Source organism: Streptomyces sp. NPDC005551 (genome assembly GCF_042871785.1).
GTDB lineage: Bacteria > Actinomycetota > Actinomycetes > Streptomycetales > Streptomycetaceae > Streptomyces.
In genome coordinates, this window is sequence record NZ_JBIAJE010000003.1 from 100,487 (window position 1) to 124,774 (window position 24,288).

Annotated in this window: 18 protein-coding genes and 4 pseudogenes; 12 read left to right on the forward strand and 10 right to left on the reverse strand. The window is 68.9% G+C overall.

Going from position 1 to position 24,288, the window contains the following annotated elements; all coding sequences use genetic code 11:
• Positions 1-43 precede the first annotated feature (43 nt).
• On the forward strand, positions 44-2,599 hold the full coding sequence (locus ACFYP4_RS08705) for an ABC transporter permease (RefSeq protein WP_388784037.1): 2,556 nt from the start codon (positions 44-46) through the stop codon (positions 2,597-2,599).
• 275 nt (positions 2,600-2,874) lie between these two features.
• On the opposite strand, the gene ACFYP4_RS08710 is transcribed toward ACFYP4_RS08705, so the two are convergent.
• Both ACFYP4_RS08710 and ACFYP4_RS08715 read right to left on the reverse strand, forming a co-directional pair.
• The gene (locus ACFYP4_RS08710; protein ID WP_388784039.1) at positions 2,875-4,323 is read right to left on the reverse strand and encodes an FG-GAP-like repeat-containing protein; all 1,449 of its coding nucleotides are present in this window, start codon (positions 4,321-4,323) and stop codon (positions 2,875-2,877) included.
• A gap of 260 nt (positions 4,324-4,583) precedes the next feature.
• Positions 4,584-5,051, reverse strand: coding sequence for a hypothetical protein (locus ACFYP4_RS08715; protein WP_358852355.1), 468 nt, complete (start codon positions 5,049-5,051; stop codon positions 4,584-4,586).
• A 174-nt stretch (positions 5,052-5,225) separates the two neighbouring features.
• Between ACFYP4_RS08715 and ACFYP4_RS08720 the strand changes: the two genes are divergently transcribed.
• Together ACFYP4_RS08720 and ACFYP4_RS08725 are read left to right on the forward strand one after the other, a co-directional pair.
• Positions 5,226-5,990, forward strand: coding sequence for a hypothetical protein (locus ACFYP4_RS08720; protein WP_388784042.1), 765 nt, complete (start codon positions 5,226-5,228; stop codon positions 5,988-5,990).
• A gap of 363 nt (positions 5,991-6,353) precedes the next feature.
• Positions 6,354-6,914, forward strand: coding sequence for a nitroreductase family protein (locus ACFYP4_RS08725; RefSeq protein ID WP_358852357.1), 561 nt, complete (start codon positions 6,354-6,356; stop codon positions 6,912-6,914).
• A gap of 14 nt (positions 6,915-6,928) precedes the next feature.
• On the opposite strand, the pseudogene ACFYP4_RS08730 reads toward ACFYP4_RS08725, so the two are convergent.
• Positions 6,929-7,552, reverse strand: a pseudogene (locus ACFYP4_RS08730) (IS5 family transposase); the annotation flags it as partial.
• 144 nt (positions 7,553-7,696) lie between these two features.
• Between ACFYP4_RS08730 and ACFYP4_RS08735 the strand changes: the two are divergent.
• On the forward strand, positions 7,697-8,113 hold the full coding sequence (locus ACFYP4_RS08735; protein ID WP_358852358.1) for a VOC family protein: 417 nt from the start codon (positions 7,697-7,699) through the stop codon (positions 8,111-8,113).
• A gap of 23 nt (positions 8,114-8,136) precedes the next feature.
• Here the strand turns inward: ACFYP4_RS08735 and ACFYP4_RS08740 are convergent.
• Positions 8,137-8,553, reverse strand: a pseudogene (locus ACFYP4_RS08740) (ATP-binding protein); the annotation flags it as partial.
• A 204-nt stretch (positions 8,554-8,757) separates the two neighbouring features.
• Between ACFYP4_RS08740 and ACFYP4_RS08745 the strand changes: the two are divergent.
• Positions 8,758-8,990, forward strand: a pseudogene (locus ACFYP4_RS08745) (helix-turn-helix domain-containing protein); the annotation flags it as partial.
• Between the two features lie 34 nt (positions 8,991-9,024).
• Here ACFYP4_RS08745 and ACFYP4_RS08750 read toward each other — a convergent pair.
• The gene (locus ACFYP4_RS08750) at positions 9,025-9,552 is read right to left on the reverse strand and encodes a hypothetical protein (RefSeq protein WP_358852359.1); all 528 of its coding nucleotides are present in this window, start codon (positions 9,550-9,552) and stop codon (positions 9,025-9,027) included.
• A gap of 436 nt (positions 9,553-9,988) precedes the next feature.
• On the opposite strand from ACFYP4_RS08750, the gene ACFYP4_RS08755 reads away from it, so the two are divergent.
• Positions 9,989-11,587: a phospholipase A2 gene (locus ACFYP4_RS08755; protein ID WP_358852360.1), complete on the forward strand. Its 1,599-nt coding sequence runs from the start codon at positions 9,989-9,991 to the stop codon at positions 11,585-11,587.
• 225 nt (positions 11,588-11,812) lie between these two features.
• Entirely contained in the window at positions 11,813-13,897 is a 2,085-nt protein-coding gene (locus ACFYP4_RS08760; RefSeq protein WP_388784047.1) for a S8 family serine peptidase, read from the forward strand.
• 41 nt (positions 13,898-13,938) lie between these two features.
• Here ACFYP4_RS08760 and ACFYP4_RS08765 read toward each other — a convergent pair.
• From ACFYP4_RS08765 to ACFYP4_RS08780, 4 genes and pseudogenes are all read right to left on the reverse strand, one after another.
• Positions 13,939-14,043, reverse strand: a pseudogene (locus tag ACFYP4_RS08765) (IS5/IS1182 family transposase); the annotation flags it as partial.
• Positions 14,044-14,129: 86 nt separating this feature from the next.
• Positions 14,130-14,405 (reverse strand): hypothetical protein, encoded by a 276-nt coding sequence (locus ACFYP4_RS08770; RefSeq protein WP_358852362.1) that lies wholly within the window; start codon positions 14,403-14,405, stop codon positions 14,130-14,132.
• Positions 14,351-14,782, reverse strand: coding sequence for a DUF3995 domain-containing protein (locus tag ACFYP4_RS08775; RefSeq protein WP_358852363.1), 432 nt, complete (start codon positions 14,780-14,782; stop codon positions 14,351-14,353). The genes ACFYP4_RS08770 and ACFYP4_RS08775 overlap by 55 nt, the downstream gene beginning before the upstream one ends.
• Positions 14,783-14,976: 194 nt before the next feature.
• A complete protein-coding gene (locus tag ACFYP4_RS08780; RefSeq protein ID WP_388784050.1) occupies positions 14,977-15,867 on the reverse strand; it encodes an AAA family ATPase in 891 nt (296 codons plus the stop codon).
• Positions 15,868-15,914: 47 nt separating this feature from the next.
• On the opposite strand from ACFYP4_RS08780, the gene ACFYP4_RS08785 reads away from it, so the two are divergent.
• The 4 genes from ACFYP4_RS08785 to ACFYP4_RS08800 all read left to right on the forward strand — a co-directional run bounded on the left by ACFYP4_RS08785 (position 15,915) and on the right by ACFYP4_RS08800 (position 21,559).
• Positions 15,915-16,994, forward strand: coding sequence for an IS630 family transposase (locus ACFYP4_RS08785; RefSeq protein WP_358852365.1), 1,080 nt, complete (start codon positions 15,915-15,917; stop codon positions 16,992-16,994).
• 118 nt (positions 16,995-17,112) lie between these two features.
• Entirely contained in the window at positions 17,113-17,622 is a 510-nt protein-coding gene (locus ACFYP4_RS08790; RefSeq protein ID WP_358852366.1) for a GNAT family N-acetyltransferase, read from the forward strand.
• A gap of 13 nt (positions 17,623-17,635) precedes the next feature.
• Positions 17,636-18,109, forward strand: a complete 474-nt coding sequence (locus ACFYP4_RS08795) for a hypothetical protein (protein ID WP_358852367.1) — start codon at positions 17,636-17,638, stop codon at positions 18,107-18,109.
• A gap of 663 nt (positions 18,110-18,772) precedes the next feature.
• Positions 18,773-21,559, forward strand: coding sequence for a protein kinase (locus tag ACFYP4_RS08800; protein WP_388784054.1), 2,787 nt, complete (start codon positions 18,773-18,775; stop codon positions 21,557-21,559).
• Between the two features lie 70 nt (positions 21,560-21,629).
• On the opposite strand, the gene ACFYP4_RS08805 is transcribed toward ACFYP4_RS08800, so the two are convergent.
• Positions 21,630-21,866 carry an XRE family transcriptional regulator gene (locus tag ACFYP4_RS08805; protein WP_388784056.1) on the reverse strand — a complete coding sequence of 79 codons (237 nt, stop codon included), beginning with the start codon at positions 21,864-21,866 and terminating at the stop codon, positions 21,630-21,632.
• A gap of 328 nt (positions 21,867-22,194) precedes the next feature.
• Here ACFYP4_RS08805 and ACFYP4_RS08810 point away from each other — a divergent pair, with 328 nt between their 5' ends.
• Entirely contained in the window at positions 22,195-24,240 is a 2,046-nt protein-coding gene (locus ACFYP4_RS08810) for an NAD(+) synthase (protein ID WP_388784059.1), read from the forward strand.
• Positions 24,241-24,288 lie beyond the last annotated feature (48 nt).

A 24,288-nucleotide genomic window follows, 5' to 3' on the forward strand; every position in this document is an offset into this window, starting at 1 on the left:
CGATCCGTCGACTTCCGGCTCTCACCACAGGACTGACACAGACATGTTCCGTACCGCCCTGCGCAATGTGCTTGCGCACAAGGCCAGACTGCTGATGACCGTGCTCGCCGTCATGCTCGGCGTGGCCTTCGTCTCCGGCACCCTCGTCTTCACCGACACCCTGGGCAGCGCCTACCGCAACCAGTCGGCCAAGAGCTACGACGACGTCGCCGTCGCCGTCACCACGTACGGCGTCCAGGACGACGGCAAGAAGTCCGGCATCGACAGCGCGACCCTGGACAGAATCCGTGGTCTGGACGGCGTCGCCGAGGCCACCGGGCGGGTCTCCGGCTTCGCCGGGGTCGCCGACCAGGACGGCAAGCTGATCGGCAACGGCTGGTCCAACACCGGCTCCAACTACGCCCCGGGCAAGAACGGCAAGAACGCAGAGGACCGGGCGTACACCTTCACCGACGGCTCGGGCCCGGTGAAGGACGACCAGATCGCTCTCGACAAGGACTCCGCAACCAAAGGCGAGTACAAGGTCGGCGACACCGTGCGCGTCGCCACCAACGGGCCCGTGAAGGAGTACACCCTCGCCGGCGTCTTCACGACCGAGGACGGCGCCGTGAACGCGGGTGGCAGCCTCGTGCTGTTCGACACCGCCGTGGCCCAGAAGCTGTACCTCCAGCCGGGGTACTACCAGGACGTCACCATCGCCTCCGAGCCGGGCGCGTCCGACGCGAAGCTCCTCGACGCCGTCCGGCCGCTGCTGCCGAAGGACTCCGAGGCGCAGACCGGCCGCGCGCTCGCCGACAAGCAGGCGAAGGACATCGAGTCAGGGCTGAGCAATCTCAACACGATGCTGCTGGCCTTCGCCGCCATCGCCCTGTTCGTCGGCGTCTTCCTGATCGCCAACACCTTCACCATGCTGGTCGCCCAGCGCACCAGGGAACTCGCCCTGCTGCGGGCGGTCGGCGCCTCTCGCAGGCAGGTCAAGCGCTCGGTGATCCTCGAGGCCATGGTCGTCGGCGTGGTCGCCTCCGTCGTCGGATTCGCCCTCGGCATCGGACTCGCCACCGGACTGCGGTCCGCCATGGGCTCGTTCGGCGCCAAGGTCCCGGCCGGACCGCTGGTCGTCTCCCCCACCGCGGTGCTCGCCGCCCTCGGCGTCGGTGTTCTGATCACCGTTCTCGCCGCCTGGCTGCCCGCCCGCCGGGCCGCGAAAATTCCGCCGGTGGCGGCCATGGGCAGCGCCCATCTGCCCGCCAGCACCAAGTCGCTGGTCGTGCGCAACACCCTCGGCAGCATCATCACGCTGGGCGGTGCCGCGGCCATCTTCGGCGGCGCCGCCGTCGGCAAGGACACCGGCCGCATGCTCATCGGTGCCGGTGCCTTCCTGGCGCTGATCGGCATCATCGTGCTGATCCCGCTGCTGTCCCGCCCGGTCATCGCGCTCGCCAGGCCACTGCTGCACCGTGTGTTCGGAGTGTCCGGCAAGCTCGCCGGCAAGAACGCGGTGCGCAACCCGCGCCGTACCGGAGCCACCGCCTCGGCGCTGGCGATCGGGCTCACGCTGGTCACCGGCCTCACCGTCATGGGTGTCACGCTGGGCGCGGCCATCGACAAGATGACCACCGACAACATCCGTGCCGACTACATGGTCACCATGGCGGGCGGCGGTGCCCTCGACAAGTCCGCGCTGACCGCGCTGGAGAAGGCCGACGGCGTCACCGCTGTCTCCCCGCAGCAGGCCACCTCGGTGAAGGTGAAGGGCACCTACCACTCCGCCTCCGCGGTCACCCCCGGCGACGTGCAGCAGGTCTTCGACCTCAAGCTCTTCTCCGGATCGATGGACACCCTCGGCAAGGGCGGGATCGCCGTCGCTGAGAAGACCGCGAAGTCCAACGGCTGGAAGGCCGGCGACAAGCTGACCGTGACGGTCGGCGACGACCAGGACGGCGGCAAGTCGGCGACGAAGACCATGACGGTCGGCGCGATCTACCAGGACAACGAGTTCCTCTCGCCGATCGTGGTGCCGACCTCGCTGGTCGCGCCCTTCGAGCCCAAGCCGTACATCCCCGAGATCTGGGTGAAGACGGACGGCGGCGCGAGCGAGGCCAACGAGCAGGCGCTCGTGGACGCGCTCGGCGACAACCCGGCGATGAGCGTCATGGACCGCCAGGGCATCCGCGACATGTTCGGCGGCATGATCAACACGATGCTGAACATCATGTACGGGCTGCTCGCCATGGCCCTGCTGATCGCGGTGCTCGGCGTCGTCAACACCCTCGCCATGTCCGTCTTCGAACGCCAGCAGGAGATCGGCATGCTGCGGGCGATCGGCCTGGACCGCGGCAAGGTCAAGCGCATGATCCGCCTGGAGGCGGTCGTCATCTCGCTCTTCGGCGCGGTGATCGGCATCGGTCTCGGTACGTTCCTGGCCTGGGCGATCGGCGAGACGATCCGCTCCAGCGTCCCGAACTACACCCTGGTCCTGCCGTGGGAGCGGATCGGCATCTTCCTGCTGCTGGCCGGAGTCGTCGGTGTGCTGGCCTCGCTGTGGCCGGCGCGGAGCGCCGCTCGGCTGAACATGCTGACAGCGATCAAGACGGAATAACCGCCCGTCCGCGAAGGGGCCCCGCGACCGGTCCGGTCGCGGGGCCCCTTCGCGTACCCGGTCAGCGCCAGTCACAGGTGCGCAGCGGGCGTCCCTTGTCCCCCGCTCGGCGCGGTCCGCGCGGCCAGAACCTGATTGACGTCGACCTCCGATTCGGTCTCGCAGGCGTGATCACCTCGCAACCCGCCGCGTGTCGGCCCGCGTTGGGAACGGCAAGGGGTCGTGTCCCGGTGGTGTGCGCACCGGAACGCGCCCCCTTCCTTGAGCATCCGGGCTCAGCCGCTGATCGGCGCCCCGAACTCGGGGTACCAGTCCTCGCCGGTGGCGAGCCCGATGGTCTCCGCACTGAAGCCGACCGCGCGGGTGAAGGTGATCCGCGCGCCGTCTCCGCGCAACGAGGTGAGTGCGCCGTACCAACCGTTCTCGCCGGGCGCGCCGACGGCCAGGTCGAGCCGCCCGTCGCGGTCGGTGTCGGCCAGCGCCACGGCCTCGCCGAAGGAGTCGCGGGACTCCGCGACGCCGGGCACGCCCGGGGTGTCCTGGTGGAAGGCGTACGAGCCGGCGCCGGTCACGCCTTTCGCGGAGCCCGGGAGCACGGTGACGGAGCCGGTGAAGCCCGTCAGGCCCACGCCCTCGTCGACGGCGCCGGTGACCAGGTCGGCGCGTCCGTCCCGGTTGACGTCGCCGAGCTCCACGGACCAACCGAAGCGGTCGCGCTCCTCGACGACCCCGGGTACCCCGGTGGTGTTCTGCGTGATCACGACCGCCCGTCGGCCGTCGACGCCCTGCGCCGAACCCCGCAGCACGGTCACGCTGCCGCCGTCCCCGGCGCCGTTCACCTCCTCGCGCCCGTACGGTTGCCCGGACACGACGTCGCCGTGGCCGTCGCCGTCCACGTCGCCGATGGCGAGGGAGAGTGCCGGGGGCAGATCGCCTGCCGCGCGGCGGTTCGCCGGGACCCCGGGGGAGAGGTAGAGCGCGCCGCCGGAGCCGCTGAGCGGGTTGGTCACGGCGGCCAGGTCGTCGGTGCCGTCGCCATCGACGTCCCCGGCGGCGAGCGCGGTGACGCCGGTGCCGGTGGCGGGGATCGCCGACGCCTCGAAGTCGCCGAGCACGAAGCCCATTTCCCCGGACTGGCCGGTGCTCCGGTTGAGGTAGAGCCACAGGTGGGTGCCGCTGCCCGTGCTCGCCGCGATGTCGGCATGGCCGTCCCCGTCGAAGTCCCCGGCGGTGACCGCAGTGCCGAATCCGGTCTGCTCGATGCCCAGTGGCTGGCTCAGTGCCCCGCCCGCGCCGAGTCCCTTCGGGCTGCCCCACAGCACCGTGACCGAGCCCCAGTCGTCACCGCGCGGGACGTCCTCGCCGGGCGAGCCGACCGCCAGATCGGTGTATCCGTCCTTGTTGAAGTCCGCAGCCGCGGTGGACGCGCCGAAGCGGTCGAACGCCTCGGCGATACCGGGCACGCGCGGTGTGTTCTGGCTGACGATCGTCGTCCGCGAGGACTTGATCCCGGCGGACGAGCCGTAGGCGACGACGACCGCCCCGGCCAGGATGTGCCCGTCGATCGCCGCGCCGGGCGCGGAGACGGCGAGATCACCGTAGCCGTCGCCGTTGAAGTCGGCGGAGGGCGCTGGTGTGCGGGCGTGGGCGGCGGCCGGAGGTAGAAGGACGGAGGCCGCGAGGGCGGCCGGCAGCGCGGCGCCGGCGACGATGAGTCTTCGCATGACACGGCAGACCCGTCCCCGAGGCCGATGGTTGTACGGGCGCCCAGCCGGGTGCCGGACGCACCGGGCTGTGGAGCGTCCCGGCGCACGGTGCGTCACCCCAAGTGCGCCGGCGGCCCGCTACCGGGTGACACCGCTATCGGCTCGCGTACCGCGGCACCGGACGACGGGATCGCAGCAGGTCGGCTTCCGGCCTACGCCCTTTCCGGTCACAGGGCCGACCCTACGATCGGCCCGGGCCAAGATTTGAAGAGCGTCCGCTACTTGATCGGGTGCTCGTCCAGCCAGTCGGACAGCTGATGGCCGGACCCGAACACCTCGTCCCGGTTGGACCGGGCTGCCGCCGCGTCCACGCTCTCCCCCTCCCCCGCTCCCCCGAGGTCCTGACCCTCGGCAACGCCTCCCTCCATGGTGTCGATCAGCGTGTACGCCTCCGTCCAGAAGTCGGCGCTCACGGTCTCCTCGCCGTTCATCGCCTTCCGCAGAGTCCGGGCCGACTTCATGAGGGCCTGCATCTCACCCCAGCACGAATCCGGCTCCATCGACTCGCAGCTACCAGCTTCGACCTGGCCCTGGAACGTACTGGACGCCGCCCTGAAGGCCGGAGCCACCGCGACGCCCGGTTTGTGTTCCGCGTCGGCATCGGCGTCCCCACCACAGCCGCTCACACCCATGACCACGATGGCCGTCAGCGCTGCCGCTGTGGCCCTCCCACATATGATGTCCATGCCAGGGATCATCGCAGCCTTCCGATGCATGGCGCATGGCCGGGCGTGACGCGAAGCTCGCCTGATGCCCGATCGTGATCCACAGCTGTACAACCCCGCGTGTACCCCGGCTGTCTGGGAATCGTGTCGGCGGGTATGTCTGCCGCGCTTTTCGGAACACAGATGGGAGATCAAGTGGGGAAGAAGCTCTGGAGAGCTGTCGTGGCCGGCGGCGCGGCCGCATCGTTCATCGGCTTGGCCACGGTCCCGGCCGGCGCGGCCGAAGGCGGGGCCTCGTTCACCCGCGTCCAGGTGAACGACGGCAAGCCGATCGTGATCGGGGTGTCGAACGAGGTCGCGGTGCCCACCTCCTTCAGGATGGCGACCACTCACACCTGGAAGTGGCCGGCGGTGTTTCTGTACCGCGGCAGTACGGGTGACCGGCTGTGGCACGCCGTCGAGACGAGCGACTGCATCAGGGTGAGCTCGGGCGTCTGCGACTTCAACGAGACCATGTCCTTTGACCCGAGCGTGTGGGACATGCACAACAGTGAGGCCGGAGCCTGGAAGGTCGCGGCCGAGGTGTACTTCCAGGGCGGCGGCGGTGACACTGACGACGAGGGCCTCACGGTCTACGTGAAGCGCAACTCCCGCCTGACCGTGAACGCCTCACCCGAGCCGGTGGCCCAGGGCAGCACCGTCACCGTGACCGGAAAGGTCACGCGAGCCAACTGGGAGACCAGAAGGTACGCGTCCTACGAAGGCCGCCTGGTGAGCCTGCAGTTCAAGCCCACCAGAGCCACGTCCTACACCACGGTGAAAAAGGTGTATGCGAACGGTTCGGGTGATCTCAAGACGACCGTGAAGGCGTCCAAGACGGGAACGTGGCGGTGGGTGTACTACGGCAACACCACCACCGGGCCGTCGACTTCGGCGGAAGACAGAGTCGTAGTGCAGTGATTTCCCTGGGCTGCCCTCACCCTACTCGGCAGCCGCCTCCCTCGGTGCTGCTCTATCACGTCAAGCGGTGAAGGGGAGATCCTCAAGGTTCTGGATGCCCTTTGACTCAAGCGTCTGATGAGCTTGAACTTCTGCTAGCAGAGGCTCGCTTCAGACATTGTTGTCCGTTTCGGGAGGTCCTGCCCTCAGCTGCCCGGTGGACGAGGCAGGTCTCGGCCACCGGGTCCAGCCGCACCCTGAACGCGCCGGGCCTCCGTACGGCGAACTCCCGGGTGGCACAGTCAGCCGACCGCGGATTCCTGGTCGTTCCGGGGCATCAAGTGCGCCGGAATACACACGTGCGGTCGCCGGTTGCAGCGGAACATGCACCATCCTCAGGAGCCGCCCAGCGGCATACACCCACTGCTTGCCGGGCGTTTCAGCCCCTACCGGTTCGATCCCTCGGCGGTTGTTGACGACTACGCCCTCGAGCTGCTGCTGGAAGCCGCGCGGTGGGCACCGTCGGCGGGGAACTCCCAGCCGTGGGGCTTCTTCATCGGCAGGCCTGGTGAGCCGGAGCACGACCGGGTGCTCCCTCACCTTGCGCCGAGCTCGGCCCGCTGGGCGACGGACGCGGGCCTGCTCGTCGTTACGCTGACGCGCCGGCACGTCGATGACACGCAGCTGCTCTACTCCGAGTTCGCGGACTACGACCTCGGCCAGGCCATCGCCCACATGACTGTTCAGGCCCAGGCCATGGGACTGGCCGCGCATCAATTCCGGGCCTTCGACCTGGAAGGGCTCACCAAGGAGCTGGACCCGAACCCGGGCTGGGTGATCGTCTCCATGGTCGCGGTGGGCAAAGCGGCTGGCGGACCTCCGGAGGGCCGAGACCGACGCAGCGTCGCGCACTTGCGCTCCGCTCCCTGGTCACCGGCGGAGTAACAGACGAGTCGTGATCATTGAGCGGCCCGGGCGAGGACCTTGATCCAGATCATCGAGGCACGGAGGTAAAGCCCGGCGAGGTGACTGTCGGGAGTCTTGTCGTAGCGGGTGGCGATGCCGCGCCATGCAGTGAGCCTGTTGATCAGACGCTCGACGGTGTTCCTTTCCTTGTAGAGCTCGGCGCCGGGGCCGACGGGCCGCCCACCCCGGGAACTCTTCTTCTTCCGGTTGCCGGTCTGGTCCTTCTTCTCCGGGATGACGGCCCTGCGGCCGCGTCTACGCAGGTGGGCGCGGTTGCCGCGGGAGGAGTGAGCCTGGCCCCCGGTGACTGCGTCGGGCCGGGTGCGGGGACGGCCGACCGGACCGCGGACCCGCACCTTGGCCAGGACGGGGATGAACTGCGGACTGTCGGCGGCCTGGCCCGCGGTCAGGACGAACGCCGGCGGCCGGCATCTGCGGTCGGCGGCCAGGTGGACCTTGCTGGTCTGCCCACCCCTCGAACGCCCCAGGAAGGCGGCCCTCAGCCGGAGCTTGCGTTGGCGCCTCACCCGCCGTCGTTCCTCCCGTCCGGGATCGGCTTCGCCGTCTTGCCCGTTTCGTTCCTCACTGCCGCCCCCTTTGACCTGGTCTTCTCTTTGTCAGCGGCGTGAGACGGCCCGCCGCCCAGTGGGCGACAGCGGGCGCCCCAGCCGACACCGGCCTCAACCTGAAGGCATCACGGCTACGACGTCAGTAACCTGGCCCTTCCCCCACTGCCTGGTCGCGCCCGAGGAGTCAGCGCCATGGACATCGTGTCGTCGAAGAAGATCACCACGTTCTTGATGTTCGAGGGAAACGCCGAGGACGCGATGACCTTCTACACCTCTGTCTTCGACGACGCCGACGTCGTCAGCATCACCCGCTACGGTGCCAATGGTCCCGGCAGGCCCGGGAGCGTGCAGCACGCCACGTTCACGCTCGCGGGCGAGGAATTCATGTGCATCGACAGCCCCGCGCAGCACGACTTCACCTTCACTCCCGCAGTCTCCCTCTTCGTACAATGCGATTCCGAAGCCGAGTTGGACCGCCTCTTCGCGGCCCTTGTCGAACGGGGTGCCGTGCTCATGCCCTTGGGCGACTACGGATTCAGCGCCAAGTTCGGCTGGGTCAACGACCGGTTCGGCGTTTCCTGGCAACTGAACCTGCCCACACGGCGTTAGCGTCCTGGGTCCCGCGGCACGTCTCAACCAAGCGTCTCCAGTTCGGCCCAGATGGTTTTCCCCGATCGCCCGTATCTGCTCCCCCAACGACTGCTCAGCTGGGCAACCAGAAACAGCCCTCACCCGCCCTCGTCGCCGGTCGACGCGCGACGCAGCCGGGGCTGAGTATTACTCGGGTCGACGACCTCGCACACGAGCATGGCGTGGCAGATGAGCCGTAGACCGATCGGCCCGCCCGCGTACCGGACGGCATTGGTGACCAGTTCGCTGACGATCAGTTCGACAGCGAAGTCCATATCCGTCAGCCCCCACTCCGCAAGCTTGGCGAGGGCTGCGGCTCGTGCGTCGGCGACCGCGGCCGGGTTGGCAGGGAACGTCCACTCAGCGACCACATCGTCGCGCAATGGGCGGATGTGGGCGAGCAACAGGGCAGTGTCGTCCGCTGCCTGCAGGTCGGCGTGATCGGCGGTAAGGACGCGGATGGTCTCACAGGAGCTCGTCCGGATCGCCGACCAGCGAGAGTTCCTCCAGGCGCGAAGGCTGCCTGCCCTCGTACCGTGCGAGGAACGAGTTCCCCGCCCACGTCGACCAGTGCGGGCGCACACGGAGAACCGGGGCACACCAATGGCAGGACGGAGGAAGGCGTGAGCAAGATCCAGGCGAGAGCGCGGCTGCGCCGGCTGCGCCGCCTGCGCGAGGAACGGCGAATCACTCAGGCGGAGCCGGCCGCGTCCTCGCCATCTCGTCCAGGTACCTGAACCAGATGGAGCACGATTCCCGCCCTCTGACGTCCCCCGTCCCACCGCGCCTCACCGAGGCCTTTGGTGTCGACCTGTGCTTCTTCTCCGAACGGGCACGCCTGCTCGTCTACGCCGACTGGCAAGCGCCAGCCGGGCTTTCACCGCCTGGCGTCACCTTGTCGAGCCGGGGTCGGTGACGGTGAACGCGCCGGTGGCCGGAGCCGTGCACGCAGTCACTTCCGTCTGATCGTCTGCCGCCCGGCCCGTTTCGCAGAGTCGGCCGCCGTTCTCGCGTAGATCGAGGAGGAAGTGCGTGGCCCGACCGGCCTGCTTGAGGCCGTGGATGCGTTCGTCGATGTACCCGAGGCGGTTGAGAGCCTCGCGGACCTTGTCGGGGTTGGGCTTCGAGACCGCCTGCAACGCCTCGATGATGCGCTGTTCGTGCTGGACGCTCGCACACCTGTCGCGGTCGCTTAGTTCTGCCTCCGGTCCAGTGGGGGCGCCCGGCTCGATCGGATCGGGCGGAGGAGTCTGGCCGGAGGGAGCGCTCTGGTCGCCGGTGGCCCCGGTCGGTCTCTTGAAGGCCGGTCCCGACGTGTCCTGGCCAGAGGGTTGCGACGACAGTTTGTTGTCGGTCGCGGGACATGACTGCGCGACCTTGTCGAGCATGTGCGCGAACGCCGCCTGTTCGGCCGACAACGTAGCGCTGGCCTTGGAGTCGGCGTTCCCGGGTCGACCGACCTGTGATCCATCGCCCCTTGCAGCATCGCTTCCGCACCCGGTAAGCGCCAGAGCGGCGAGAGCGGCCGTCACGAGGATGTGTTGCGGGCGGGCTAAGGCGCTGATGGAGGCAGGGCTGCGTGTCATGCGCGAAGTCTCGGGCCTGTGTTCCGCGTTCCGCATGAGTACGCGTACTCATGTGTGATGAGTAGCGGGACAGCCTTGCCTCAGCGTCTGGCGCGTGCCCAACTCCCCTTATTTCGCGAGGGGTTGTGCAACAGCTCCGGCCTGATCTACTGTCCGCACCGTTCCTTGAGCGATCATTCACAATTCCAACACGAGGGGGGAACTCGTGCGCCGCATTGCGCTGCCCGTGTTTGCCGCACTGTCCTTATCTCTGCTGCTCCCATCGCAGATGGCCGGGGCCGCACCGTCAGGTGCATCGCCCGTCGAGACCGCCACCGTCGTCGACCCGCCGCTGGCGGAGGGCACGATCCAGCAAGTCGGACCCGGTCTGTACTCGACGGCCGACAAGTCCTTCGAGATCTACGAAACAGACGTGACAGAAGGCCTCATGAGCCGCAGTCACACAGTCAGCGCCCGGACGGGCGATGTCGCCAGACCGGAGTCCGCACCCGCGTCCCGCACCGACATGGGCGTGTTCGGTCCGGGCTGGGAAGCCCAGTTCGTCGGCGGCCAGCTCGACCGCCAGTTGGAGCACAAGTCCAACTCCGTCGTCATCACCGACCTCACGACCGACACCCCGATCACCTATACGCTCAAGAGCAGCGTCGACTCCCCGAGCGGCGGAGGCGTCAAGAAGTACGCGACCGCCGAGGGCGACAAGCTCACCGAGACCACCAGGTTCGACGAGGCCACCGGCACGCTGGTCTCCACCATCGCCGAAGTCGTCAGCGTGAGCGCATCGGCCGCGGACGAGGACCTGTCGGCCGACACGGACGCCGACGCACCCCTCGCCCTCGACAGACTGACCCCCACCTACACCTGGAAGCAGACCGCCCCGGGCACCGACACCTGGCGCGTCACCAACGTGGGCAACCTGACCGACGGCAGCCTCTCCGCCATCGGCTACGACAGCAAGGGTCGCGTCGCCACCATTACAGAGGCAGCCGCCGCCGAAGCCCCGCAGCAGTCACTGAAGGTCACCTACTCAACCGCCACGACGGCCAGCGGCACGACGCTCGGTGAGTACAGCGGGCGTGCCAAGGAGATCAGCGTCACCACCGGCGCGACAACGCAGACGCTCGCGCGGTACGCCTACGACGCCTCCGGTCTGCTGCGTTCGGTGGCCAACCCGGCAGAGGGCACCGAGCCGGTCTCCTCATACGCCTACGACACCACCGGGCGTGTCTCCGACGTCACCTCGACGTCCAACGGCACCTGGGACCTGACCTTCCCCGGCAGTTCCGCCTCGCCGAACGTCGAGCCTGTCGGCCCCGCGCGCCCGACTTCCGAATCACCCTTTGTGGGTGCGGCCGACATCACCAACGAGGCCGCCACCGCCCCGCCGGCAACGGACTTCTCCACCGGAGAGATCACCGACCCGCAGGCCTATCCCCGCCACTGCAACCGCGCGACGGACTGGCTGTGGTACCTCGAGGAGGGGTGCGCCGCGTGGGCCGCGCACTACGGCTGGCACCGGCCGCTGTGGAGACAGACTCCGACCGGGCACTGGGTCGTCGGCATCATCAACGACGGCTGCAGCACTCCCGGCCCCAACATCAGCAAGCCCCTCGGCTTCAACTTCCTGACCGCGTGCGACATGCACGACTACGGTTACGGCCTGATCGGCAACACGTACAAGGGCTACAAGTACTACCTGGACCGCAGCAAGAAGTCGAACGTCGACAGCGCCTTCTACACGACGATGAAGACATACAGCTGCAAGGCCTACTTCATTACCAAGCGGCCCAAGTGCGTTGCCGTCGCATACGGCTACTACAAGGCCGTGGGCTGGAAGGGCAACCCCAAGAACGGTGCCAACGCGACCTGATCGAGGCCGCCGCTCTGACAGCGTGCCGCGCGACAGGGTCAACGTACGCCCATCGATGAGACGGAGCCGGGGACGCGGACCTCGCGTCGCCCGGCTCCCCTCACCGGCGCACCCCCGCACCACCTTCACCACCACACTCCTGCTCCCCACACATCGCTCCGGGCTGAGTCACGCCTGCCTCCCCACCGGCCGGCCGAGGACAAGCCCCCTGCTCACTGAGGCGCTATGAAGAGAACGAGCTGGATGACCGTCGTCACCGCGATGAGCGTCATCTCCCTCGCCGCTGCGATACCGGCCCAGGCGTCCGCGCCATCGAGCCCCGTGACAGCCGCTGAAGCAACCCCCGGCTCTGTCGACCCACCGCTCTACGACAGGACCGAGAACGGCGCGAAGGTCCGTGTCAACGTCGTCACCAGGCAGCGTGCGGACCTGCCGGCCGCAGCCGCCACAGGCAAGACGATGCAGTCCTTCGAGTCCTTGCCGTTGGTCACGGTCAAGGTGGACAGGTCCGGCCTGGAAAAGCTGGCAGCCCAGAGCGACGTGGTCAGTGTCACCGAGGACATCCCGGTACCGCCCTCCCTCGACGAGAGCGTCCCGCTCATCGGCGGCACGTCGCCGGCGGCCGCGGGACTGACCGGTGCAGGCAGTGCGATCGCCGTCCTGGACACCGGAGTCGCCACCAGCCATTCCTTTTTGAAGGGCCGGGTAGTAGCCGAGGCGTGCTTCTCCCCGATCGACGCCGACTACTCCGCGACCAGCCTGTGCCCCAACGGCACGGAGACCCAGGAGGGCGCCGGCTCGGCCGACTCCGAGGCCGGACCGTGCGCCACCATCACCGAATGCGACCACGGAACACACGTAGCCGGAATCGCCGCCGGCAGCGGCAAGGGCATCAGCGGAGCCCCGGCTCGCGGTGTCGCTCCCGGCGCCGACATCGTGGCCATCCAGATCTTCAGTAAGTTCGCCTCGGAGGACTACTGCGGAGCCGGCGCAACACCGTGCGTCCTGAGCTTCACCAGCGCCCAACTCGCGGCGCTCGAGAAGGTGTGGGACCTCAAGCAGACCGGAACCCCGCTCGTTGCGGCCAACCTCAGCCTCGGCAGCGGCCGAAGCTCCAGCGTCTGCGAGGACGACCCGCGCCAGGCAGTGATCGACCAGCTGCTCGACACCGGAGTCGCCACCGTCGTTGCGGCCGGGAACAACGGATACACGGACGCGGTGACCGCGCCCGCCTGCGTCTCCTCCGCGATCGCCGTCGGTGCCACCACCGACGACGACGAACTGTCCGCCTTCACCAACCGCGGTCCCCTGCTCGACTTCTTCGCGCCCGGAACCAGCATCGTCTCCTCCGTCCCCGGCGGCGGATACGCGTCCAAGAGCGGCACCTCCATGGCGGCCCCTCATGTGGCCGGCGCTTTCGCCCTCCTGCGGCAGGCATTCCCCACCAGAAGCATCACGTCGCTCGAGACGCTGCTGAAGGCCACCGGAAAGCCCACTACGTACACCGGTGCCAGCACCCCCCGCATTGACATCGGCCAGGCACTCAGCCAGAAGTCGGACAAGACCGGTGACTTCAACGGCGACGGCAGGTCCGACGCGGCCTATCTGTACGACTACGGAACCAACTCCGACGGCACCAACCACTCCGCCCTGTGGCTGCAGGCCTCGAACGGCAGCGGCGTCAACAACCCCGTCAAGCAGTGGGATTCGGGAACCGGCTCGTGGAACTGGAGCCTGAGCAAGACGCTGTCAGGCGACTTCAACGGCGACGATAAGTCCGACGTCGCAGTCCTGTACAAGTACGCCGACACCACCGACGGACGCCACCACTCCGCCCTGTGGACCTTCACTTCCACCGGCTCCGGTTTCAACAACCCTGTCCGGGTCTGGGATTCGGGTACCGGCTCGTGGGACTGGGACAGCAGTGAACTGGTGGCGGGTGACTTCAATGGCGACGGAAAGTCCGACGTGGGCGCCCTCTACAAGTACGCCAACACCTCCGATGGCCGTGGTCACTCCGCCTTGTGGACGTTCACCTCGACCGGCACCGGCTTCAACAGCCCCGCCAAACTGTGGGATTCCGGCACCGGCTCCTGGACCGCGGACAACAGCAAGTTGGTGGCGGGTGACTTCAATGGCGACGGAAAGTCCGACGTGGGCGCCCTCTACAAGTACGCCAACACCTCCGACGGTCGTGGTCACACCGCGTTGTGGACGTTCACCTCGACCGGCACCGGCTTCAACAGCCCCGACAAACTCTGGGACTCCGGCACCGGCTCCTGGACATGGGACCGGACCAAGACCACCTGATCCTGGACCCAGGCCGTTCCTTCGGATCGCCTTGCGGACCAGATGAAGATGGCTGCGAGGTGGAGTCCGGCGAGGTAGATGGTGGCGGTCTTGTCGTAGCGGGTGGCAAGGCCGCGCCACTGCTTGAGCTTGTTGATGCAGCGTTCAAATCGGCCGACTCGGAACCGCCGCCGCGCGCTGGAACGGACCAGCCATGCAACAAGCGAAGTGCGTCGCGTGACGAGGTGTTCAGCTAGGTGGCGTGCGTGATCAGTGCCTGGTCCGGATCGTCGGCGGCACGCAGGGTGGCGTAGGTCAGTTCCAGTTCGCCGACCAACGGATGCCGCAGAGCATTCGGGTCCGACCTCTTGTCCTGTACCGGCCGGGCCACTGGCCGTTCCTCGAAGGGACGGTGAGGGGCTGGGGTGACACGGCTGAGGGCGCACTTCTCTCCACCCGGGAGCTGCCTTTTGATCAGGAGTTGCGTCGGACGGCGGCCATCGCCGTAGAGGCCGCAAGTGCGAGGCACAGGGGCGAGTAGGCGAGGCGGTCCAAGCGACGGAAGCGAGCCGAGGTCGATCCGGGGGAGAGCAGATCGGTACGCCCCCAGAGCCCTGCCATGCCCCGCACACTGAGCACGCCCGCCACGCCTGCGGCGCCGAGCCGGGACAGAGCCGGGCTCCGCTTGGGCCGTCCCGCGACAACGAGCGCCGCGGCCCCCAGTGCGCACGCCACCGCGTAACACGCTTCTGGGCCCGGCGGATTCGGGCGGCCGACCGCGGCGTCCGAGAAGGCCTCACGGTCGGGCAGCGGCCAGGACGAACCCAGCCCCCAAGTGATATGGATACCGGAAAGCGCCGTCAGCGTTGTGACGGAGAAGCGACGTGCAAGGCGTTCGATCTTCATGTCGTTGACGCTACCGCCCACGACCGGATGCCACTACGTACCCCGGTGAACGCATCGGCGGCTCGTCATGGCGCAGTACTGAACCTCTGCGGCGACGCGTGCAACCGTCGCGGTCGACACCTCGGTGATCACTAGTGCTGCCCCGCGCAAGTTCGTGGAGGGGCGCCGAGAACAGGCTGAGCGCGTCGGATCTGTCAGACGAAGGAGAATCGCGCGGCGGCTTCGGCGGGCGTAGTTCCTTGGCAGCGTCCGGGGACGTCGTAGACGGCGGTTGCGCCCTCGGAGCGCAGTTGATCGGCGGTGGCGTGTCGAATCATGATCGAGGCGTAGGCGCGGACGTCTGCCGCGGTGATGTCGGTGCGGCCTCGCCCCGCGTGCTGCTGGAGGAGGTCGGTGACGTCCGAGTTGAATCTCAGCATGGTCACCGGGGCGTTGAAGCGCCTGGCGATGCTGATGAGTCGTGCACGCGCCTGCGGGGTGACGTTCGTGGACTCGGCGACTGCGCTGTGTCCGGTAGCGAGCCTGGCGACGATCCTGCGGTCACGTTCCTCGAAGATCCATGCGTCCGCCACGTCGGAGTCCGCTTCGGGGGGTGAGGTACTGAGAAGCTCCGCGCGGATCGCGTCGCTGGATACCACGGATTCCTCGTCGATCTGCCGACGCGCAATCAGTGCCCGGACGAAGCTGGTCTTGCCCGATGCTGGTGGGCCAACGAGGACAATGAGTCCCGTCGGCACTTGGATCAGCCCGGAGCCACCCGACGCGAGAGCGTTGAGGTAGAGGTCACCTGCGCAGTCGAGGGCTTCTTCTGGGGAACCGGCGGTCAGGCCGCTGGGCAGGAAGTTGTCGCGGTAGCTGTTGTTGCTAGCCAGGTAGAGGGCAAAGCCCCAGGTATGTAGTACACCGGTGAAGCGCAGGCGGCACAGTGGCAGGATTTGCCCGCCAGGCAACTCAGCAGCGGCGTAGGCGAATCCGGCGCGGAAGCGAACCGCGATGGCGGCCACGTGCGGCCAGCGTTCGCGGGCGTGGCGGTTCAGGCGCTGGCGCAGGTGGTGCTGCATCGATTCCGGCGGGTTTTTTGGCACGGGCCCATCCTGCCGGGTGCGGCGGCGGCCCGCCATGATCGTTGGCCGTGCGTGATGGGCGACGGGCGGGGACGGCGGTTGCGGTGGTGTTGAAGGCGGAGGCTCGCGAGCGGCTGTTGAGAACGGTGGCTTCGGCGAGGTCCGAGGTGCGGGCGGTGCTGCGGGCCCGAATCGTGCTCGCGGCGGCGGATGGGCTCGCCAACGGCGCGATCGCCCGGGAGCTGGACGTCAGCGTGAACACGGTGCGCAAATGGCGGGGACGGTTCGCCGCCCTGGGCTTGGATGGTCTGCGGGACGCCGAACGCTCGGGCCGCTCGAGGGCCTATGGGCCTGAGGTCCGCATGGTGATCGTGGCCACCGCCACCAGCGCGCCGCCGCATCCGGAGTCGACTTGGTCGCACCGGGCCATCGCGCAGCGGGTGGCCGACATGTGCTTCGCGCCGGTCTCCGCATCCCAGGTCGGCCGGATCTTGGCCGACCTGGATCTGAAGCCGCACAAGGTCCGCGGCTGGCTGACCCGCCGGGACACTCCCGACTTTTGGCAGCGAGCTGCCGAGGTGTGCGCCCTCTACCTGGATCCGCCCAAGGGCGCGGTGGTGCTCTCGATCGACGAGAAGACCGCGATCGCCGCCCGCTCACGCCGTCATCCCGGGTATCCCTCGCGTCCCGGCAAGCCGGCCAGGCAGGAGTTCGAGTACCGGCGCCACAGCACGGCTTCCCTCGTCGCCGCGCTCGACGTTTGCACGGGTGAGGTTCTCACCGAGGTGATCGCCCGCAACGACGCGGTGACCTTCACCGCCTTCCTGGACCAGCTCGATCAGACGATCGCACCCGGCAAGGAGATCCACGTCGTGCTCGACAACGGTTCCTCCCACACTGCCAAACACACCAAGGCGTGGCTGGCGGCCCGCCCGCGCTGGCACGTCCGATGGACCCCGCCGCACGCCTCGTGGCTCAACCAGGTCGAGTTGTTCTTCTCTGCGCTGACCCGCCGGGTCGTGCGGCACGGCGACTTCGCCAGCCGCGACGACCTGATCGAGAAGCTGGAAGCCTACGTGATCGGGCACAACGAGGCCGCCAAGCCGTACCGGTGGACCTATGAGGGCAGCCTGCTCAAGGCCACCTGATCAACACCCTTTGTCGCGTCGCAACGTAGGGAAGGTTGAGCGATCTCACCGAAGGTTGGGGACCGGCCAGTTCGAAATTCCGTGGTGCAGCCGTCTACTGCACTGCTGGGATGAGGGCATGAACTTCCATCGCACCCATGGAACGGACGTGGTCGTACCGATCGCCGTCCGCGACTTGGTACCCGCCGATCTATCGTCCTGCACTTGGTCCGGATCTGCCAATCATCTCCGGCAAGTGGCCATGGAGTTGGAGCGCGCAGCGGTCGGCGAGGTAGATTACCTGGCGGCCTGCACTCCGGTCGAGCTTCCCGTGGCGATCGGCGGCGTCGACTACCACGTCACCTCCGGTGCGGGCACGCTGTGGCAGCTATCGGTGATGCCGGCATTGCAGTCGCACGGCATCGGCACTCTGCTGATCCGCGCTGCGGAAGGTTGCATTCGGGCGCGCGGGGTACGGCGGGCCGAGCTCGGCGTCGAGGAGAGAAACCCGCGGGCGCGCGCACTTTACGAGCGGCTCGGTTACGTGGCCTATGGTCGGCAGCCCGACGCTTGGGACGAGGAGGCCCCCGACGGTTCGATCCGCCGGTACGAGACCATGTGCACGCTGATGCGCAAGGACTTGTCGTAGGAGGGGAATCGGCATGGCGGGGGAACTGGCGGCATCCGTCTTCTCGCTCACAGGTGTCGTGCTCGGTGGTGCGCTGACGGCGTTCACCCAGCGCGCCACGCAGCGGTCGGCTGAACGGGCGGAGGAGCGGCGACAGGCGGCGGCGACCGCCGAGGCACGCCGGGCTGAGAAGCTGCAGGCGATCAAGGAGTTCCTCGCGTGCGCCCAGGACGCCGAGCGGGCTGCCTACAGCCGCCCGGAACCGTGGGGCGACGACGAGGACGGCTGGATGACCCAGGCCCAGGCCACCATGAGCAAGCTCTGGACCGCGGATCGCAACGTCGTTCTGCTCTGCGACCCCGCCCTGGAGGCCCCTGCCCGAGCCTATGGTCGCGCGCTCAACCAGGCGGTGTGGCGGGAGATCGGCGACACGGAGGTCAACAAGCACCTCGAAGACCACAAGAACGCCTTCATGACCGCGGCCCGCGCGAGCCTCACCTCTCGCTGACCTCCTCGTCCTCGGCGCCGCCATCACCGAGACTTCGGTGAGACGCAATGGCCAGCCACCAACGTTCAGTGAGACCGCTCAACCTTCCCTACGTTGTGACAGGACGCCCCTCCACGAACTTCCGCGGGGCAGCACTAGCTGGGCTGTCGTCTTCGCTCCGCCGGATGTGGTGGGGTCGGCCGGGCCGCTGTCGCGGCCCACCACCAGCTGCGGGGTGTGGCGGTCGAGGCGACACCGGTTCCCGTTTACCTGCCGGGCGGAGTGATGGGCGACGCGAGTAGTCCGACCGCCGCGGCAACGGCGTGCACGGGCGCTCGGTGTCGGTGCGCAAGCGATTCCGGTTTTCGGTCACGCTTTCACCGTGTGCGCGGTCGCATGGAGGCGCACTGCATGGGCCCTTCCGTTCACGGAAGGGTTTCGACCGCCCACGATGTAGGCAAAGCGATTAATGGTGAGTACGCCGTCCCGGGCCTGGCGGATGTGCCGGCACGGCTTTTGTATCAAGGTCCGCCTCGCGCGCCCGTGGGGCCCGGCACGCACAACGCATCTGCCGCGCCTGGTGCACGTGGACCTGCGGGAACGGTACTTTGCCGTGTACGGGCTCTTCATCCGGTCTGCCGGCAGGGCGGGATGTCGGCCGATCGACAGCTCCGGGGGATCTGTATGCGTTGGATCGGCAAGCGACAGAACGGCACACCGGCGTCCGGTGAGCCGGCCGCCGAGGTCCTCGCCAGGCTGCGGGAGGGCAGTGCCTCGGCCGAGCGGGACGGTCGGCAGGGCAGGCCCGGCAAGGCGGTGAAGCGGTACCGCGAACTGGTCGTTGGGGCGACGGCCGCGCCCGGGCCCGACGCCCCTGCCACCCTGGCCCTGCGGCACCAACTCGCCCACTGGACAGGAGAGTCGGGCGACCCAGAGGGCGCGGTGCAGTTGTTCGCGCAGCTCGTCTCCGACCGCGAGCGGCTCCAGGGGCCCCGGCATGAGGACACCGGCCTGGCCCGCCACCAGCTCGCCCACTGGCACGGCCGGGCGGGGCGGCCCGAGGAAGCCGTACGCCGTTACGAGGAGATGCACCGCTCGGCCGAGCAGGAGGACCGTACCGAAGCCGCGCTCAGCCTGCTCTGCGACATGGGCCACTGGCAGCAGCAGGCCGGCGACAACGCGGCTGCGCTGCGCACCTTCACCCGGATGCTGAAGACCGCCGAGGGCGAGCTCGGTTCACAGCACCGGCTCACCGGTATCGCCCGACAGCGTTATGCCGAACTCGCCGGCGGGCTGCCCTTCGGTCATGAGCGGGGGCACGACGGCCTGGAGGGGCTCGTCGCAGCGGCCGCGGAGATCGAGCGGAGCGGTGACCTGCGGAGAGCCGCCCGCATGTACGGTCACATAGCGGAGAAATGTGAGGCGTTGTACGGCGCCGGCAGTGACCGGACGCTCGGCGCGCTGGTGTCGCAGACGAAGGCGGCCATGCAGACGGATGACCCGGAAGGCCTGGCCGAAGCCGTTGTCTGCTTCGGGAAAGTTCTGGCGTGCATGGAGCTACGGGGAGAGGGCCCGGGCTCACCCGAGTACGACACGCTGTCCCAGCAACGCGACGGACTCGCCCGGGCAGCCGGGACGACGGAAATGCACATCGGCGACATGGTGGGAACCCTGCTCGCCAGGCAGGTGGAGGCGGCACCCGCCAGGGCCTTCGGCCTGCTGGCACGCGAAGCCCGCGCCCGGCATGTCGCCCGGGTCTTCCCGGTCAGGGGTGATACCGATGACACGCGACCGCACCGGGTCAGCGTCGCGCAGTGGCGCACCGTGATCCAGCATGTGGCCGACCAGGGGTGCGAGGCCCGCGCCATCTACTTCGCCCGTGCGGACCGCCGGCCGATACCCGAGGAGGTCGCTCTGTGCGAGCGGCTGGGGCTGCTCGGCGTCTACGTCTCCAGTGAGGGCGCCGGCAATGTCAACGTGCAGGCCTACTCCTTCCGGGACGGCACGCCCCATTCGGTGTCGCTCGTCGTAGTGGACGACGAGCCGGCGGAGCCGGAACCCGCCCCCGCGCGTGCCCGGGGTGGTCCCACCGACGTCCATGCCGAAGCCGAGGCCCTGGGAGAGTGGCGGCAGGTGGCACGGGCGACGTCCGCGCGGACGATGCGGGATCCGGCGGCCTTCGGTCCCTACGAGGTCCTGGAGCGCGTCGGGGAGGGCGGGTTCGGTCGCGTCTACCTCTGCCAGGATCCGGACGGCGTCATGGTGGCGGTCAAGACCCTGCACGCGCGGTACGCGGCCGACACCTCGATCCGGGATGGGTTCACGCACGAGGTGCAGGCGGCCCGGCGGGTCAGCGGCCGGTTCACCGTGCCCGTGATCGCCGCCGACACCAGCGGCGAGACCCCCTGGATGGCCGTGCCGTTCGTGGCCGCGCCGTCGCTGCAGGAGGTGGCCGAGCGGTGCGGCGCCCTGGATACCGCCACCGTCCGCGGCATCGGTGCGGGCATCGCCTCCGCGCTCAGTGCCATTCACGCCGAGGGCATCGTGCATCTTGACCTCAAACCCGCGAACGTGCTGCTGACCGAGGACGGCCCCCGCGTCATCGACTTCGGTGTCGCACAGATCGAGCGGCTGACCGAGCCCCGGAGCGGGTTTGCCGGAACGTACGCCTACGCCTCGCCGGAACAGATCCGGGAGCACCAGCAGTTCACCCCGGCCAGCGACGTGTTCTCCCTCGGCACGCTCCTCGCCCGCCTCGCCCTGGGGCGCCTCCCCTGGGGCAGGAAGGTCCTCGCCGTGATGAGCAACATCTGCGACGGCACGCCCGACCTGGAGGGTCTGCCCGCCGAACTGGAGCAGGTGGTGCGGTCGTGCCTGCAGGCCGATCCGACCCGGAGGCCGACACCGGCCGAGGTCGCCGCGGCCCTCGCGGCCGGACCTGCGGACGCATCCCTCGGACCGGAGGCGGAACGGTGCGCCCCGCCGCCCCTGCCCGCCGAGGCAACGACCCTCATCCGCGAGCATGCCGCTCTCCCTGCCACCCGCCGCTTCGAGACGGTCGTCCGCACTCGGCTCGAGGGGCCGGACGACACCACGGTCGCCGCACGGCCGGCGACGGGCGGCGGCACCGGTGACACACCACCCGAGGCCCGCACCCCCGACACCGCGGCCCGGGACCTCGAAGCCCAAGTCCTCGCCTGGGAACGCGAAGGCGGCTCGAAGTCGACCGACCAGGTACGCCGGGAATGCGGCGCCTTCGCCGCGGAGGCACGCCTCCGGCTCGGCGAGGACCACCCCCTGGCCCTGCGCCTCAAGGTCTCCCACGCCATGCTCGGCTACGACGGGACAAGCGGAACGGCCTACGCCGAACGCGTCGTGGACGAGGTCGCCGTACGTCTCGGTGACGGCCATCCCACGGTCCGGGACGCTCGTATGCTGCTCGCGGCGCTGAGGTCCGCCCAGCCGGGCTGAGACCGGCTGCCGATGGTGCGACGCCGGGCGGTGGCAGCCCTCCGGCATGATCCGAACGACCGGCCCTTGGTCAGGCCGGAGCTGCGGCGGGGGCTCGGGCGGCCTCCAGCACCTGGGGCAGCGGCAGCTCCAGCGCCGCAGCGAGTTCCGCGAGCTCTTCCTCCGTCGGCTGGATGGGCCCGGCCGTACCGTCCTCGGCCAGGACCTTGATCCGCGGCGTGCGGATGCCGGTCCGCTCCGCGAGGGCCTGAGCCGTGAGACGGCGGCGCCGCATGGTCTGCTGCAACAACTGCGCGAGATGAACCATTCAGGGCTCCTGCCCGGCCCGCGTGCTTTCACACGACCGTGTTTCGGCTTCCTGCACAGGCACACCCCTTCCCAGTGGTTTCGCGGCGCCTCACCCCGGGCGGCGGGCCCCCACGGAGCTCGTGGGCGTGCGGGCAGAGCTGCCGCAGGGCCCTCGGACCGCGGAGGGGCAGGCGGCGCCGCGGTGCGGGCGGGGCGCCGCGGCAGCGGCCACGCCCGGACGTCCCTTCCGTCGCAGTACGGACCACCCTCTAATCTGTGATCATGGGCGTTCCGGGTACGCGCACCACCGGCCCGGAACGCGGGCACTGGACGGATGCGGAGTCTCGATGAACTTCTGGTCGATCTATCAGCACGGATTCGCGCGGATCGCCGCGTGCACCGGCCATGCCGCCATCGCCGACCCGCCTGCCAACGCGGAGGCCGTGTTGCGGCAGGGGCGCCGGTGTGCGGAGGAGGGAGTCGCCGTCGCGGTCTTCCCGGAACTCTGCCTGTCCGGCTACTCGATCGAGGACCTCCTGCTGCAGGACACGCTCCTCGACGAGGTCGAGCAGGCACTCCAGACCCTGGTGGCCGGTACCGCGGACCTGATGACGGTGCTCGTCGTCGGCGCCCCGCTCCGCCACCGCCATCGTGTCTACAACTGCGCGGTGGTCGTGCACCGCGGCCGCATCCTCGGCATCGCACCCAAGTCCTACGTGCCGAACTACCGCGAGTTCTACGAGCGGCGGCAGATCGCCGCGGGGGACGACGAGCGCGGCGGCACGATCCGGATCGGCGGCGCGGCCGTGCCGTTCGGCGTCGATCTGCTCTTCGCGGCGCAGGACGTGCCCGGGCTGGTGCTGCACGCGGAGATCTGCGAGGACATGTGGGTGCCGGTGCCGCCGAGCGCCGAGGCCGCACTCGCCGGTGCGACCGTCCTCGCCAACCTCTCCGGCAGCCCGATCACGGTCGGCCGGGCCGAGGACCGGAAACTGCTGTGCCGCTCCGCCTCCTCGCGCTGTCTCGCCGCCTACGTCTACGCGGCGGCGGGACTCGGTGAGTCCACGACCGACCTGTCGTGGGACGGCCAGACCATGATCTACGAGAACGGCGTCCTGCTGGCCGAGACCGAACGCTTCCCGCAGGACGACCGGTACGCCGTGGCCGACGTGGACCTCGACCTGCTGCGGCAGGAGCGTCAGCGGATGGGCACCTTCGACGACAACCGCCGTGCCCACGCCTCGCGCACCGCGAGCTTCCGGCAGGTGGAGTTCCGGCTCGACCCGCCCACGGCGGACCTCGGCCTCAAGCGCCGGGTCGAGCGGTTCCCCTTCGTGCCGGCCGACGCGGACCGTCTCGCCCAGGACTGCTACGAGGCGTACAACATCCAGGTGGCCGGCCTCCAGCAGCGGCTGGCGTCGATCGGCGGTCCCAAGGTCGTGATCGGCGTGTCCGGCGGCCTGGACTCCACGCACGCACTGATCGTCGCCGCCCGGGCGATGGACCGCGCCGGCCGCCCGCGCAGCGACATCCTCGGCTTCACGCTGCCCGGCTTCGCGACCGGCGACCACACCAAGGACAACGCGCACAAACTGATGCGCTCGCTCGGCATCACCGCGGCCGAACTCGACATCACTCCGACCGCCCGCCTCATGCTCAAGGAACTCGGGCACCCGTTCTCGTCCGGCGAGCCGCTGTACGACATCACCTTCGAGAACGTGCAGGCCGGGCTGCGCACCGACTACCTGTTCCGGCTGGCCAACCAGCGCGGGGGCATCGTGCTCGGCACCGGTGACCTGTCCGAGCTGGCCCTCGGCTGGTGCACGTACGGCGTCGGCGACCAGATGAGCCACTACAACGTCAACTCCGGCGTGCCGAAGACGTTCATCCAGCACCTGATCCGCTGGGTCATCGGCAGTGAGCAGTTCGACGAGGAGACCGGGAAGACCCTGGCGGCGATCCTCGACACGGAGATCAGTCCGGAACTCGTGCCCGGCGAGGAACTCCAGTCCACGGAGTCCAAGATCGGACCGTACGCGCTGCACGACTTCACCCTCTTCCACGTGCTGCGGTACGGGTTCCGGCCGTCGAAGATCGCCTTCCTCGCCTGGCACGCCTGGCACGACAAGGAGGCGGGTGCCTGGCCGCCCCACTTCCCCCTGCCGAAGCGGGGCGAGTACGACCTGCCGGAGATCTGGCGCTGGCTGGAGGTGTTCTGCCGCCGCTTCTTCGGATTCGCGCAGTTCAAGCGGTCGGCCATGCCGAACGGGCCGAAGGTCTCGGCCGGCGGTTCCCTCTCCCCGCGGGGCGACTGGCGCGCCCCGTCCGATGGCACGGCGGACGCGTGGCTGCGGGACCTCGCGCGCTGGAACATCACCGGCGAGGAGAAGTGACGCCTCCGACCGAGAGGGCGGACGCTCCCAGGAGTTGACCTCCTGGAC

Bases quoted from the DNA above. Each gene is read 5' to 3' on its own strand.
- ACFYP4_RS08775 (WP_358852363.1), bottom strand. From the start codon at position 14,782: ATGAAGATCGAACGCCTTGCACGTCGCTTCTCCGTCACAACGCTGACG.
- ACFYP4_RS08760 (WP_388784047.1), top strand. From the start codon at position 11,813: ATGAAGAGAACGAGCTGGATGACCGTCGTCACCGCGATGAGCGTCATC.
- ACFYP4_RS08805 (WP_388784056.1), bottom strand. From the start codon at position 21,866: ATGGTTCATCTCGCGCAGTTGTTGCAGCAGACCATGCGGCGCCGCCGT.
- ACFYP4_RS08755 (WP_358852360.1), top strand. From the start codon at position 9,989: ATGGCCGGGGCCGCACCGTCAGGTGCATCGCCCGTCGAGACCGCCACC.
- ACFYP4_RS08810 (WP_388784059.1), top strand. From the start codon at position 22,195: ATGAACTTCTGGTCGATCTATCAGCACGGATTCGCGCGGATCGCCGCG.
- ACFYP4_RS08790 (WP_358852366.1), top strand. From the start codon at position 17,113: ATGAACTTCCATCGCACCCATGGAACGGACGTGGTCGTACCGATCGCC.
- ACFYP4_RS08795 (WP_358852367.1), top strand. From the start codon at position 17,636: ATGGCGGGGGAACTGGCGGCATCCGTCTTCTCGCTCACAGGTGTCGTG.
- ACFYP4_RS08705 (WP_388784037.1), top strand. From the start codon at position 44: ATGTTCCGTACCGCCCTGCGCAATGTGCTTGCGCACAAGGCCAGACTG.
- ACFYP4_RS08725 (WP_358852357.1), top strand. From the start codon at position 6,354: ATGCACCATCCTCAGGAGCCGCCCAGCGGCATACACCCACTGCTTGCC.
- ACFYP4_RS08715 (WP_358852355.1), bottom strand. From the start codon at position 5,051: ATGGACATCATATGTGGGAGGGCCACAGCGGCAGCGCTGACGGCCATC.
- ACFYP4_RS08735 (WP_358852358.1), top strand. From the start codon at position 7,697: ATGGACATCGTGTCGTCGAAGAAGATCACCACGTTCTTGATGTTCGAG.
- ACFYP4_RS08710 (WP_388784039.1), bottom strand. From the start codon at position 4,323: ATGCGAAGACTCATCGTCGCCGGCGCCGCGCTGCCGGCCGCCCTCGCG.
- ACFYP4_RS08800 (WP_388784054.1), top strand. From the start codon at position 18,773: ATGCGTTGGATCGGCAAGCGACAGAACGGCACACCGGCGTCCGGTGAG.